Consider the following 13,263-nt stretch of genomic DNA (forward strand, 5'->3'; position numbering starts at 1 on the left):
GGCAGGCGGGCCGAAAGGCCCGCGCCCTAGTCCGAAAACCCGAAGGCGATGTAGTCGCGCAGGTACGCCTGACGCGCGGCCTGCAGCAGGGCCTTGTCGCGCAGGAAATCGGGCATCGGCTGAACCTTCAGCCCCGCCAGGCGTGCGTCGTCGATCCCTGCCGCGCGGGCCAGCGTGGGCAGTTCGTCGGCGATGCGGTCCTCGCGGATCAGCATGTCGGGGCTGGCCACGCGGCTGAACCCGGCGATCACCTCGGACTGGCTGGCCCAACCGGCATGGGTGGGCAGCGTGGTCTGGCCGTTCAGGTTGCGTTTCAGGAAGGCCAGGAACTGTGCGAACAGCTCCAGCTGCGCCTGACGATCAAACCCCGCCAATGCCGCGTCCGGCGGCAGCGCCACGCGATGGACGTCGCGCATCAGCTGACGCAGTTCGGGGCGGCTGTCGGTCAGCAGCTGCCGGAACGCCGTCCAGGCCCGGTGCAGCGGGTGGCGCAGCACCGCAAAGCTGCGATGGCCGGGATGCTGGCGTTTCCACTGGCGCAGGCTGGTCTGGGTGAAATCGCCCGACACCGCGCCCAGTGTCGCCATCCAGTCGCGCACCGCATCCCCCGGCCCGCAGCGGACTGGCATGAAGATCAGCCCCTGCCCCGCCTCGACCGCGGAAAAGCTGGGCACGGAGGGGCCACGACGCGGTTCGAAATTCGGGATGCGGCGCAACATGAACGGGTCGATCTGCGCCAGGTCCGCCTGCATCTCGTCGAAATTGCGGACCTTGTCGGCCAGTTCGCGAGGGTTCTGGGGCACCTGGTCGCTGGCGGGTTCGACCCGTGCGATGTCGGTGCGGCCCAGCCAGTGGACCAGGCCGGTCATCACCTCGGGGTCGCGCAGGTCCTCGTATCCCAGCCAGAAGGCGGTCTGCCCGGTCACCTGCAACCGGTGCATCACGCGCAGCTGAAACCGCTCGACAGCCGCGATGGTGTCGCGGAACTCTGGCCCGTCATAGGTGATCGCGGCGGGGATCGGAGTCTCCGTCTCGTTCAGCTTCCACTGGTTCGTCTCGCGCGCAAGCTGGGTCGAGACATAGCTGTCCAGCGGGTTGCGGGTCAGCACGATCTTGGCGCATTCGGGGTCATGCATGATCGCGTCGAAGACCCGCGGATCGTGATCGTGGAAATAGCGGAAGCCCGGCAGATGGCCGGGCCGGTCGAACAGCCTGTCCAGCAGGACCATCGGGTCGGCCTCGCGCTGGGCGCGGGTGACGCCCTGCAATTCGTCCTTGTCGGGCCAGCCCATCATGTAGGGGTTGAACGCCTCGCCAAAGCAGGTGACGCCCCGCAGCGCGTTCAGCGTCGCCTCCAGCAGGTTCGAGCCCGTGCGCATCTCGGCGAAGATGACGAAGCGGCGGAACGGAACGGTCATTCGGCGGCGGTCCTTTCGGGAAGGGGAATGTCCGGCATGGGCAGGCCGTCGCCGAACATGCGCGGACGCAGGCCGGAATTGCGCAGCCGCCGCAGCAGCTCGGGCAGCCCGTGCAGGTCGCGCATCTGCGGCATGTCGGTGGGCGCGTCCGCCAGGCGCGGCAGCTGGGCCAGGGACTGGAACAGCATCTCCTGGGGGCGGGCCAGGAAGTCGGACAGTTCATGGACATGCACGCGCGCCTTGACCCAGACCGAATTCAGCACGTCCATCTGCGCGATCTCGGCCCGCTGCAGCAGGGCCGTGACCCGGCGGATGTCGTCGAAGGGCATGTCCGATCGCAGCAGCGGCAGCATCCAGGCCCCGGTGACCACATGGATATGGGCGTTCGGGTCCGTGGCGATGAACCAGTTCAGCGCCTGGTTGTCGCGCGGGCTGAACTGGAACACTTGCATCCGCGTGGTGATGCGGATCAGCGCGGTCAGGAACCCATGCGGGTCGCGGTCGCGGATCAGCGTGCTGGACGAGATCGCCCCCGGGCCGATCTGCGGGCGGCCGCCGAATTCCACCGTCTCGGGCCCCAGCAGGTGGCCGTGGACATCGGCGTCGACCTGCGCGGACAGCCACCCCTCGAAGCCGGGAAAGATGTCGGAAAAGCCCTGGAACATCGCATAGGGGGCCGATGTCTTGCCGTTCTCGGCATCCTTGCGCGGAAAGCGCGACTGCATGTAGAGGCCGGGCCGCCCCAGCAGGCGGCGGCGGACCGTCCGGTTGATCAGGCGTTCGATCCGTTGGGGCTGGGGCGCGGACAGATCGGGGCGGGCACCGGCCGGACGCGGGAAATGCGCCAGAAGATGCGCGGCTTCGGGCCAGACCTTACGCGCCACGAAGCAGCGCGACTCCTCCAGCATCAGGGCGTGGTCGTCGTACAGCTGATAGGGCCTGCCGTCGTGGTCGAACTTGGCCAGGGTCAGCGAATGGCTTTCGATGCGGGTCGCGTGGCGCCGCGCCAGCGTCTGGAAATAGCTTTCGTCCGGGATCCAGACCATGCGGAAATAGCGGTCGAACTCGGCCCGGCGCGGATCGTCCAGGATCGCGCGCAGCGTCGTCACCGTCAGGCACCACCATTGCGCGCCCAGATGCGGGGTCAGCCCCTTGGGCAGCCTGCGGCGGATGCCCAGACGGCGCTGCCACTCGGTCAGGCGGTCGAACAGCCAGCGCCGCCTGCGCCAGTCCAGCGGATAGAACAGGGTAAAGCGTTCCTCGTTCAGCCCGCCAACGGTCCAGCCGACGTCCAGCGCGCTGACGCTTTCGATATGGTCGCGGTCGGGGTCCTGCGCCAGGAACGCCGTCAGGTCACGCACCGGGCGCAGCGGAAGGCAGGCCCCGGATGCCAGATAGACATGGGTGACGTCGGAGAAGCTGTCCAGCAGCAGCCGCGCCGCATCCTGGGTGGCGCGCACCAGGCTGAAGCGGCCCCAGTCGCAGGTGTGGCGCCGCGACCAGACGATGCCGGGAAGGTCGGACAGTTCGACCTGCATCCGCGCCACCGACCGGGCCGAGGCCTTGGCATCGACATGGATCGCCACCCGAGCGCCGCCCTGGACCCAGATCCGCGCCATGTGGGCCGCCACGTCCAGGCGCGCATGGCACAGAAGCACCACCCCCAGCCTGACACGGCGCACCTCCACCGGGCCCGTCATGCCCAGTTCCCCCGGGAGATCAGCCCCAGATCCTCCAGCTGGCGCCAGTCGGCGTATTCGCGCGATTCGCTGCACCACAGGTCGGTGCCGCCGCGCAGCCCGGCGTGATACGCCTTGTATTCCTTGCTGTTGGCATAATGCTGGCGACGGTCCAGCTCCTCGGCGGACTTGTCGGCGAAGGTGGACAGGAACTTGGCGTGCAGCAGGCAGCCCGATGCCATCTCTCCGCCGGCCTCGTCATAGACCATGTTCAGATGGCGGGGCAGCAGCATGTGGGTCGAACTGACATAGGCATAGCGCCAGTCCCACCTGACCAGCGGGGTCTTGTTCAGCGCCGGGCCGGACAGGGGTTCGGCAGTGAAGAACTTGCGCGTGCGCGGACCGCCCTGGATCCACAGATTGCCGTAATAGGGGTTCTTGCTGATCGTATAGTTCGCCGGATCGAACCATCGGGCGATGGTGAACGGGTCCGTCCCCTCGGCATAAGGTTCGTCCTCGATATGGCCGCGGGGGTACATGTCCAGCAGCATGGCCGGAAAGCTGCGCCGCCCCGAGGCCTCCAGCCAGTCGGTCAGGGCGGGCAGCGGGCGCGAATCGCAATGCGGATAGATCAGGAACTCGTCCGGATCGACGGTCAGGCACCAATGCCCGTGGCCGTACTTCGCCAGAAGCCGGTTGATCCAGTCCATCCCGAACCGCGACCGCTTGTAGCCGGCATTGGTCCACCACAGTGACACGTCGGGCTGTTCGGCCAGGTAATTGCCGCTGCCGTCGTCGCTGTTGTTGTTCACGAACAGAAAGTGATTCACGCCCAGGTTGCGGTAATAGTTCAGAAAGAACGGCAGCCGCACCCGTTCGTTGCGCATCGTCACCAGGGCCAGGATGTCGTTCTTGCGGATCTGGGCAGTGCGGTTGACCACGGGCCGCAGGGCCCGCCGCCGGTTGAACGCGCGCGCGATCAGGTACTGCCGTTCGGCCCTGCGCCGCAGGCGGTCGGGGATCGGGAACCGGCCCATGCGCATCACGCGGACCGGCGATCGGCAGAAGATGTGCGGCGCGACGTCATGCCCTAGCAATGTGCAGGACACCCCGTTTTGGCAAGCCCATTCAGCGCTTTGGTCAACGCGGCCAGTCGCCTGTGCCAATCAGGCCAAGGTCGACAAGCTGCCGCCACCCCGTGAATCGCACCGATTCCGGCCCGTGCAGCCGCGGCCCGGCCGCAACCGCGCGGTGATAGTCGGCATAGGCATCGGGGTCCGCGAAATGCTGGCGCCGACCCAGTTCTTCATGCGACTTGGCGACGATGTCGGGCAGGAACTTGCCGTGCAGAAGCGCGCCCGACAGCCGTGCATCGCCCGGCCCGTCATAGATCAGGTTCAGCCGGGGCGGCAGGATCGAATGGGTCGAGTTCACATAGACGGCCCGCCCGGTCCAGCGCATCAGCGGCAGCTTGTTCATCGTGGGCGCGCGTCGCGGGGCATCGGCAAAGAACACCCGGTCGCGGACACCGCCCTGCAACCACAGGTTTTGGCGCGGCATCGCCCGGCTGGACCGCCATGGCCCCGCGTCGAACCAGGGCAGACGCCGTGTCAGCGGCGCCTCCGGGGGTGCGTCGGCGGTGCCCAGCGGTCCCGACGGATACAGGTCCAGCATCACCGCCCCCAGCCCCGGCTGCCCGATCCGGTCCAGATGGGCCGTCAGATCGGGCAGCGGCCGGGTATCGTGATGGGGATAGACCAGCAGTTCATCGGCATCGACGGTCGCGCACCAATGCCCCCGCCCGAAGCGCCACAGCAGCGCGCCGGCCCAATCCAGCCCGAACCGCGCCTCGCGATAGCTGGCGTCGCAGCGCCACAGCGACACGTCGGGCTGGGCGGCCAGAAACCGGTCCGACCCGTCCGTGCCGGCGTTGTCGATGATCAGGAAATGCGCGACGCCCAAGCGGCGATAATGGTCCAGAAACCCCGGCAGGTGTGCGATCTCGTTGCGCAGGGTGGTCACGGCCAGAATGTCGGCGGGGCGGATGGCGGCGGTACGGTCGGCGACCGGCTGCAGCAGATGGCGCGCCCTGAGGGCGCGCCAGATCAGTTCGCGGCGTTTCCAGCGCAGGCGATAGGCCTGCCACGCCGCGCGCGGTGTCACTGCCTGTAATCGCCCGTCTGATGCCAGCGCCAGGCATCCGCGATCATCTGGGGCATGGTCGATCGGTCGGGCGACCAGCCCAGTTCGGCCTTGGCACGCGTGCTGCCGCAGACCAGCTTGACCGCGTCGCCGCCCCGGCGCGGGCCGTCCAGCATCGGAACTTCGCGGTTGGTGATCGAGCGCGTCGCGTCCACCACCTCGCGGACCGAGAATCCGTCGCCGGTGCCCAGGCAGAAGACCCGGCTTTCGCGTCCCGCCCGCAGCCATTCCAGACCCTTCACATGCGCGTCGACCAGATCCATCACATGAACATAGTCGCGGATGCAGGTGCCATCGGCGGTGGGATAGTCAGTGCCGTGGATGGTCAGCGCCGCGCGCTTGCCATCGACCGCATCCAGGATCAGCGGGATCAGATGCGTTTCGGGGCGGTGGAATTCACCGACCTGCCCGTCGGGATCGGCGCCCGCGACGTTGAAATACCGGAAAATCACAGAACGTAGGCCGTGGGCCGCGCCGAAGTCCGTCAGCATGTCCTCGATCGCGCGCTTGGAGGCGCCATAGGCATTGAGCGGCGCCTGCGGGGTGTCCTCGTCCAGGATCTCGCCATCGCGGTCACCATAGGTCGCGCAGGTCGAACTGAAGACGAAATCCAGACAGCCCGCGGCCACTGCGGCCTCGATCAGGTTCAGCGACCCTACGACGTTGTTGCGCCAGTAGCGGCCCGGTTCGGCCATCGCCTCTCCGACCTGGGACAGGGCCGCGAAATGCAGCACCGCCACGGGCCGGTGTTCGGCGAAGGCCGCGTCAAGGGCGGCACGGTCCATCAGGTCGGCCTCGACCACCGGACCGAACTTGACCGCATCGCGCCAGCCGGTGGAGAAATTGTCCAGCGTGACGGGGGTGAACCCCGCCGCCGCCAGTGCCTTGCAGGCGTGCGAGCCGATATAGCCCGCGCCGCCCGTCACCAGAACCGTATCCGACATGGATTATTCGGCCGCCCGGCGCATGGACATCACCTCGTGCAGGTACTCGGCGAACTCGTCCTTCAGCTCGTCGCGCTCCAGGCCAAAGGCCACGGTCGCCTGCAGGAAGCCTGCCTTGGAACCGCAATCGAAACGCTGGCCGCGGAAGCGCAGGCCGAACACGTCGCGGCCCGCCTGGATCTCCTCGGCGATGGCGTCGGTCAGCTGGATCTCGCCACCGGCGCCCTGCTTCAGCTTGTTGAGGTTCTTCATGACCGTCGGCGCCAGGATATAGCGGCCGATCACCGCCAGGTTCGACGGCTGCGTGCCGGTGGCGGGCTTTTCGACCATGCCCTTGGCGCGCACGATCGCACCCATGTCCTCGGCCACGTCCAGAACGCCATAGGCCTTGGCCTTCTCGGGCGCGACCTCCATCGTGGCGACCATGCTGCCGCCGGTCTCGCCATAAGCCTCGATCATCTGCTGCAGGCAGGGGGGCTCGCCTTGGATGACGTCGTCGGTCAGCACGACCGCAAAGGGCTCGTCATCCGACAGCAGGCGACGGGCGCACCAGACCGCATGGCCCAGGCCCAAGGCCTTGTGCTGGCGGATATAGGCGATGGCGCCCGAATCCATGTTCGTCGCACGCAGAATCTCCAGCAGCTCGGTCTTGCCGGCCTTCTTCAGGCTGGATTCCAGCTCGTGCGCGTGGTCGAAGTAATCCTCAAGCGAGCCCTTGCCGCGCGAGGTCACGAAGATGAATTCCTTGATGCCTGCCGCGCGCGCCTCGTCGATGGCGTATTGAATCAGCGGCTTGTCGACCAGCGACAGCATTTCCTTGGGGATGCTCTTGGTGGTGGGCAGGAATCGTGTTCCCAGTCCGGCGACCGGAAAGATGGCTTTTGTAACCTTGCGACCCATGACGGATACCTTTTGTATGGCTCGGCGGGACCAGTCCCCGCCGCAATGGCGTCGATGCCTAGTGCAGCAGCGACATTGACTTCAATGGGCAGGTTAGGCTCTCGGCAGCTTGTCGCCAAGCAAATGTCGAGAATTCGCTGCAAATTCACAAAGATCAAACGCTGCGGGGCAGGCGATCACATCATCGCCATGTCCTGCATCATCTGCTCCAGACGCGGAACATCCTGAGGGTTGTTTAGTTCCCAGAATTGCCGACCGCGTGCCTCGACCTCGACGCAGCGCACATGGCGGCCGCGTTCCAGAAAACGCAGCTGTTCCAGTCCCTCCAGCCGTTCCAGGGCGCCTTCGGGCCAGGTGGCGTATTCGGCCAGCGCCGCCGGGCGATAGGCATAGACGCCCACGTGATGAAAGACCGGGCTTGGCGCGTCGGGGGCCACGTCACCCGGAACAAAGGGGATGACCTCCTTGGAAAAGTACAGCGCACGGCCCTCATGGCCGAAAACCGCCGTCGTCCCGCCCACGCGCCCCGCATGGCGGTCGGCGATCAGGTCGGCCCGCATCGCCCCGGTGCAGCGCAGGACAGGCGTCGCCACCTGCGCGTCGGGATCGGCGCGCAGGCCGGCGACCAGATCCTCAACGAACCAGGCAGGCGTCAGCGGCGCGTCGCCCTGCAGGTTCACCACGATCTCGGGGGTCAGGCCCAGGGTCGCCACCGCCTCGGCGCAGCGCTCGGTGCCGTTGCGGCAGTCGGGGCTGGTCATCGCCACCTCCGCGCCGAAGGCCAGGGCGTGGTCGCGGATGCGGTCGTCATCGGTGGCCACGATAACGCGGTCGATCCCGCGCACGCCGACGGCCGCGTCCCAGCTGCGTCGGATCAGGCTGCGCGCCTGCCCCCCCGCGCCGCGCAGTTCGACCAGCGGCTTGCCCGGATAGCGGGTCGAGGCGAAACGGGCGGGAATGACGATGACGACCGACATGGTCACTCCTTCACCAGCAGGACGCCCGGGGCATAGGCGATGAAGAACGGGTTCTCGAACCCCGGCTTGCCATAGGCCAGGGGGCTATGGTCGTCGAACCGCACGACCTCTCCGCCGGCGCCGCGCAGGACGGCGTCGCCCGCGGCGGTGTCCCATTCCATCGTCCGGCCCAGGCGCGGATACAGGTCAGCCTCGCCCGTGGCGACCAGACAGAACTTCAGCGAGCTGCCCGCGCTGGTCATGTCGCGCACGCCGTAGCGGTCGATATAGGCGTCGGTCGCCGCGTCGCGATGCGACTTGGAGGCGACGACCATCAGGCCGCGGTTGTCGGGCATGGGGTTCACGCCGATCGGGCGGGTCTCTCCGGGCGCGTCCCCGAAGGGGCCCGTCTCCTCGACGGACCGCCCGTCGGCGGTGGTGTAGAACAGCCGCCCCTTGGCGGGGGCGTAGACGATGCCGCGCACCGGCACGCCGTCCTGGACATAGGCGATGTTGACGGTGAAATCGCCGCGGCGTTGCACGAACTCCTTGGTCCCGTCCAGCGGGTCCACGATCAGGAAGGTGCGCAGGCTCTGGCCGTGGGTGTCGGCCTGCTCCTCGGTCACCAGGGGCGTGTCCGGGAACGCCTCGCGCAGCCCGGCCGAGATCAGCGCATCGGCGGCCTCGTCCGCGGCGGTGACGGGCGAATCATCGGACTTGGCGCGGACATCGAAATCGTCGGCCTCATAGATCTGCATGATCCGGTCGCCGGCCTGCAGGGCCAGGCGCCGCATTTCGGTGATCAGTCGGTCGAATTGCATTCATTTTCCTTTCCCTGCCAGAGGCCTGCGGCCGCTGCCCGATTGTGCGGGGGTGCTGCGCCTCTTATGATGTGCGGCGGGTCCATCGGCAAGCGCCGGGCCGCCAGTGACGGAGCACCGCCCTTGTTCAAGCAGCGCCAGAACCGGAACCTGTTCCAGGCCGCCTTCACCACCTTCGCGCTGATCTATCACCAGACGGTGTACAACCTGCGCACCGAACACCGCAATGCGGTGCTGGGCCTGGTCATGACCATGATGCAAAGCGTCGTCTTCGTCGTGGTGTTTCTGGGCATGTACACGCTGATCGGCATCGGCGGGTCGCAGATCCGCGGGGATTTCCTGCTCTACATCATGTCAGGGATCTTCATCTTCATGCTGCACGTGCAGGCCGTGGGCGCGGTCGCGGGCAGCCATTCGGTGTCGTCGGGCATCATAAAGCACGAACCCCTGAACGCGGCGGTGCTGATCTCGGGGGCGGCGCTGGCGGTGCTGTACCGCCAGACGATCAGCTGCCTGGTGATCCTGTCGGTCTACCACATGGTCTTCCAGCCGATCACGATCGAGGACCCTGTCGGCGCCGGGTCGCTGTTCGTGGTGTCCTGGTTCACCGGCTGCGCGATCGGGCTGATCTTCCTGGGAATCCGCCCCTGGTCCCCGCAGGCCTGCAAGGTGCTGACGATGGTCTATCAGCGCGTGAACATGTTCGCGTCGGGCAAGTTCTTCGTCGCCAACATGATCCCCAGCTTCATCCTGCCCTGGTTCGCGTGGAACCCGCTGTTCCATCTGATCGACCAGGAACGCGGCTTCCTGTTCATCAACTATTCGCCCCATCGCACGATGCTGTTCTACCCCCTGTGGTTCGCGATCGCGGCGCTGATGGTGGGGCTGCTGATCAACTTCACGACCCGCAAGTACGAATCCATCAGCTGGAGCGCCGCGCAGTAGCGCCATGGCCCCGGTTTCGCGGGCCCAAACCACCGATTTTGCGCTGCGGCAGTGCTTGCGGGGCTGAATTGCATCCCTATATACACCCCCGAAGCGGTCCGGAGGTTCCGGCCCGTTCGTCAAGGGATCGGGCCTCGGGGGCCGCAACGGACCCGCAGTCCAAGATATCGCCGCAAGAGAAGGTTAAACACATATGTCAAAAGTCATCGGCATCGACCTCGGCACCACCAACAGCTGCGTCGCCATCATGGACGGCAGCCAGCCGAAGGTCATCGAGAACAGCGAAGGCGCGCGCACCACGCCCTCGATCGTGGGTTTCAAGGACGGTGAACGCCTAGTCGGCCAGCCCGCCAAGCGCCAGGCCGTGACCAACCCGACCAACACCGTCTTTGCCGTGAAACGCCTGATCGGGCGCCGCATGGGCGACGAGGCTGTCGAGAAGGACCGCAAGATGGTCCCCTACACCATCGCGGATGGTGGCAACGGCGACGCCTGGGTCGAGGTGCAGGGTGAGAAGTACTCCCCCGCGCAGGTCAGCGCGATGATCCTTCAGAAGATGAAGGAGACCGCCGAATCCTATCTGGGCGAGACCGTGACCCAGGCCGTGATCACCGTTCCGGCCTATTTCAACGACGCCCAGCGCCAAGCCACCAAGGACGCCGGCAAGATCGCCGGCTTGGAAGTGCTGCGCATCATCAACGAGCCGACCGCGGCCGCGCTGGCCTATGGTCTGGACAAGAAGGAAACCAAGACGATCGCGGTCTATGACCTTGGCGGCGGTACCTTCGACATCACCATCCTGGAGATCGACGACGGCCTGTTCGAGGTGAAGTCCACGAACGGCGACACCTTCCTGGGTGGCGAAGACTTCGACATGCGGATCGTGAACTATCTGGCCGACGAGTTCAAAAAGGAACACGGCGTCGATCTGTCCAAGGACAAGATGGCCCTGCAGCGCCTGAAGGAAGCCGCGGAAAAGGCCAAGATCGAGCTGTCCTCCTCCAGCCAGACCGAGATCAACCAGCCGTTCATCTCGATGGACAAGAACAGCGGCACCCCGCTGCACCTGGTCGTCAAGCTGACCCGCTCCAAGCTGGAAAGCCTGGTCGCTGACCTGATCAAGCGCACCATGAAGCCCGTCCAGGACGCGCTGAAGGATGCCGGCTGCTCCAAGGGAGACATCGACGAGGTCGTCCTGGTCGGCGGCATGACCCGCATGCCCAAGGTCGTGGCCGAGGTCACCGAGTTCTTCGGCAAGGAGCCCCACAAAGGCGTGAACCCCGACGAGGTCGTGGCCCTTGGCGCCGCCATTCAGGCCGGCGTGCTGCAGGGTGACGTCAAGGACGTCGTGCTGCTGGACGTGACGCCGCTGTCGCTGGGCATCGAGACGCTGGGTGGCGTGTTCACCCGCCTGATCGACCGCAACACGACCATCCCGACCAAGAAGAGCCAGATCTTCTCGACCGCCGAGGACAACCAGGGCGCCGTGACGATCCGCGTGTTCCAGGGCGAACGCGAGATGGCCGCGGACAACAAGATGCTGGGCCAGTTCAACCTGGAGCACATCCCGCCCGCGCCGCGCGGCATGCCGCAGATCGAGGTGACCTTCGACATCGACGCCAACGGCATCGTGTCGGTGGCCGCCAAGGACAAGGGTACCGGCAAAGAGCAGACCATCACCATCGCGGCCTCGGGCGGTCTGTCCGACGAGGACATCGAGCGGATGGTCAAGGATGCCGAGGCGAACGCAGAATCCGACAAGACCCGCCGCGAGCTGGTCGAGGCCAAGAACCAAGCCGAAAGCCTGATCCACTCGACCAACAAGTCGCTGTCCGAGCATGGCGACAAGGTCGACGCCTCGACCGTCGAGGCCATCGAGCTGGCCATCGGCGCGCTGGAGGAATCGCTGAAGTCCGAGGACCCGGGCAAGATCCGGTCGGGCATCCAGAACGTCATGGACGCGTCCATGCGCCTGGGCGAGGCGATCTACAAGAACCAGCAGAGCGCCGAGGACTCCGATCCGTCGGACCGCGACGCCCCGCGTGATGTCGACGACGACATCGTGGACGCCGATTTCGAAGATCTGGGCGACGACAAGAAGCGCGGCTGATCGGGGCCGCATCCCCTGACCGGGCCGGCCCGCCTTTCCCGCGGGCCGGCCTGTTTCATGGGGACAGCTGAACAGGACGACACATGAGCAAGCGTTGTTACTACGAAGTGCTCGGGGTCACGCGCGGGGCCTCGACCGACGAGATCAAGAAGGCCTACCGCACCAAGGCCAAAGAGCTGCATCCCGACCGCAACCAGGACGATGCGACAGCCGAGGCCCGCTTCAAGGAAGCGAACGAGGCCTATGACTGCCTGAAGGACGACACCAAGAAGGCCGCCTATGACCGCTTCGGCCATGCCGCCTTCGAGGGTGGCATGGGCGGCGGTGGCGGTGGCCGCGGCCAGCATCCGGGCGATTTCGGCGCGGCGTTCGCCGACGTGTTCGAGGATCTGTTCGGCGACATGATGGGCCGTCGCGGCGGTGGCGGTGGCGGGCGCGCCCGGGCGCAGCGCGGGCAGGACCTGCGCTACAACCTGCGCGTCAGCCTTGAGGACGCCTATGTCGGCGTGCAAAAGCCGATCACCGTTCGCGGCTCGGTCGCCTGCGGCGAATGCGACGGGACCGGGGCCGAGGGCGCATCCCAGCCCGCCGCCTGTCCGACCTGCGCAGGCATGGGCAAGGTCCGCGCCCAGCAGGGCTTCTTCACCGTCGAGCGCACCTGCCCGACCTGCGGCGGCGCGGGCCAGATCGTCAAGAACCCGTGCAAGGCCTGCCACGGTGCGGGCCGGATGGAACGCGATCGCGCGCTGTCGGTGAACATTCCCGCCGGTGTCGAGACCGGCACCCGCATCCGGCTGGCCGGAGAGGGCGAGGCGGGATTGCGTGGCGGTCCGGCCGGGGATCTGTACATCTTCATCGAGGTTCAGGACCACGCCATCTTCCTGCGCGACGGCAAGACGCTGGCCTGCCAGGTGCCGGTCAGCATGGCCACTGCCGCTCTGGGCGGAGAGGTCGAGGTGCCGACCATCGACGGCGGGCGCGCCCGCGTCAAGGTCGCCGCCGGCAGCCAGACGGGTCGGCAGATGCGCCTGCGCGGCAAGGGCATGCCGCCCCTGCGCCACGGCCCCGGCGCGCAGGGCGATTTCGGCGACATGCTGATCGAGCTGACCGTCGAGACGCCGGTTAACCTGACGCCCCGCCAGCGGGAGCTGCTGCGAGAGTTCGAGGCCGAGAAGGCCGACAACAGCCCGCAATCGGACAGCTTCTTCGACAAGGTGAAGGGGTTCTGGGAAGGGATGACCCGTTAAGGGTTAACCGTTCCTTTACCGATTCGGGTTCATGTTCCACA

At 66.6% G+C, this 13,263-nt stretch carries 11 protein-coding genes; 3 read left to right on the plus strand and 8 right to left on the minus strand.

Annotation, left to right across the window (positions count from 1 at the left end; genetic code table 11):
* Positions 1–26: 26 nt before the first annotated feature.
* The 8 genes from PRL19_RS03880 to cysQ all read right to left on the minus strand — a co-directional run bounded on the left by PRL19_RS03880 (position 27) and on the right by cysQ (position 8,920).
* On the minus strand, positions 27–1,418 hold the full coding sequence (locus tag PRL19_RS03880; protein ID WP_273743935.1) for a hypothetical protein: 1,392 nt from the start codon (positions 1,416–1,418) through the stop codon (positions 27–29).
* Positions 1,415–3,118, minus strand: coding sequence for a DUF5927 domain-containing protein (locus tag PRL19_RS03885; protein WP_139598670.1), 1,704 nt, complete (start codon positions 3,116–3,118; stop codon positions 1,415–1,417). The genes PRL19_RS03880 and PRL19_RS03885 overlap by 4 nt, the downstream gene beginning before the upstream one ends.
* Entirely contained in the window at positions 3,115–4,134 is a 1,020-nt protein-coding gene (locus tag PRL19_RS03890; RefSeq protein WP_273743936.1) for a glycosyltransferase family 2 protein, read from the minus strand. Before PRL19_RS03890 ends, PRL19_RS03885 begins: the two co-directional genes overlap by 4 nt.
* A 103-nt stretch (positions 4,135–4,237) precedes the next feature.
* Complete coding sequence (locus tag PRL19_RS03895; RefSeq protein WP_273743937.1) at positions 4,238–5,260, minus strand: glycosyltransferase family 2 protein; 1,023 nt, start codon at positions 5,258–5,260, stop codon at positions 4,238–4,240.
* On the minus strand, positions 5,257–6,243 hold the full coding sequence (gene galE / locus PRL19_RS03900) for a UDP-glucose 4-epimerase GalE (RefSeq protein WP_273743938.1): 987 nt from the start codon (positions 6,241–6,243) through the stop codon (positions 5,257–5,259). The genes PRL19_RS03895 and galE overlap by 4 nt, the downstream gene beginning before the upstream one ends.
* 3 nt (positions 6,244–6,246) lie before the next feature.
* The gene (locus PRL19_RS03905) at positions 6,247–7,143 is read right to left on the minus strand and encodes a UTP--glucose-1-phosphate uridylyltransferase (protein WP_045982677.1); all 897 of its coding nucleotides are present in this window, start codon (positions 7,141–7,143) and stop codon (positions 6,247–6,249) included.
* Positions 7,144–7,319: 176 nt separating this feature from the next.
* A complete protein-coding gene (locus PRL19_RS03910; RefSeq protein ID WP_127897482.1) occupies positions 7,320–8,120 on the minus strand; it encodes a 3-deoxy-manno-octulosonate cytidylyltransferase in 801 nt (266 codons plus the stop codon).
* Between the two features lie 2 nt (positions 8,121–8,122).
* Positions 8,123–8,920, minus strand: a complete 798-nt coding sequence (gene cysQ / locus PRL19_RS03915; RefSeq protein WP_045982679.1) for a 3'(2'),5'-bisphosphate nucleotidase CysQ — start codon at positions 8,918–8,920, stop codon at positions 8,123–8,125.
* A gap of 123 nt (positions 8,921–9,043) precedes the next feature.
* Between cysQ and PRL19_RS03920 the strand changes: the two genes are divergently transcribed.
* From PRL19_RS03920 to dnaJ, 3 genes are all read left to right on the plus strand, one after another.
* On the plus strand, positions 9,044–9,865 hold the full coding sequence (locus tag PRL19_RS03920) for an ABC transporter permease (RefSeq protein WP_045982680.1): 822 nt from the start codon (positions 9,044–9,046) through the stop codon (positions 9,863–9,865).
* A 193-nt stretch (positions 9,866–10,058) separates the two neighbouring features.
* Positions 10,059–11,975, plus strand: coding sequence for a molecular chaperone DnaK (gene dnaK, locus PRL19_RS03925; protein WP_045982681.1), 1,917 nt, complete (start codon positions 10,059–10,061; stop codon positions 11,973–11,975).
* 83 nt (positions 11,976–12,058) lie between these two features.
* Entirely contained in the window at positions 12,059–13,222 is a 1,164-nt protein-coding gene (gene dnaJ / locus PRL19_RS03930) for a molecular chaperone DnaJ (RefSeq protein ID WP_045982682.1), read from the plus strand.
* Positions 13,223–13,263 lie beyond the last annotated feature (41 nt).

The sequence above is a fragment of the Paracoccus marcusii genome (assembly GCF_028621715.1).
GTDB lineage: Bacteria > Pseudomonadota > Alphaproteobacteria > Rhodobacterales > Rhodobacteraceae > Paracoccus > Paracoccus marcusii.

What these genes read in the sequence shown, in the direction of transcription:
- PRL19_RS03880 (WP_273743935.1), bottom strand. Translation starts at nt 1,418, where the DNA reads ATGACCGTTCCGTTCCGCCGCTTCGTCATCTTCGCCGAGATGCGCACG.
- PRL19_RS03885 (WP_139598670.1), bottom strand. Translation starts at nt 3,118, where the DNA reads ATGACGGGCCCGGTGGAGGTGCGCCGTGTCAGGCTGGGGGTGGTGCTT.
- PRL19_RS03890 (WP_273743936.1), bottom strand. Translation starts at nt 4,134, where the DNA reads ATGGGCCGGTTCCCGATCCCCGACCGCCTGCGGCGCAGGGCCGAACGG.
- galE (WP_273743938.1), bottom strand. Translation starts at nt 6,243, where the DNA reads ATGTCGGATACGGTTCTGGTGACGGGCGGCGCGGGCTATATCGGCTCG.
- PRL19_RS03905 (WP_045982677.1), bottom strand. Translation starts at nt 7,143, where the DNA reads ATGGGTCGCAAGGTTACAAAAGCCATCTTTCCGGTCGCCGGACTGGGA.
- PRL19_RS03910 (WP_127897482.1), bottom strand. Translation starts at nt 8,120, where the DNA reads ATGTCGGTCGTCATCGTCATTCCCGCCCGTTTCGCCTCGACCCGCTAT.
- cysQ (WP_045982679.1), bottom strand. Translation starts at nt 8,920, where the DNA reads ATGCAATTCGACCGACTGATCACCGAAATGCGGCGCCTGGCCCTGCAG.
- dnaK (WP_045982681.1), top strand. Translation starts at nt 10,059, where the DNA reads ATGTCAAAAGTCATCGGCATCGACCTCGGCACCACCAACAGCTGCGTC.
- dnaJ (WP_045982682.1), top strand. Translation starts at nt 12,059, where the DNA reads ATGAGCAAGCGTTGTTACTACGAAGTGCTCGGGGTCACGCGCGGGGCC.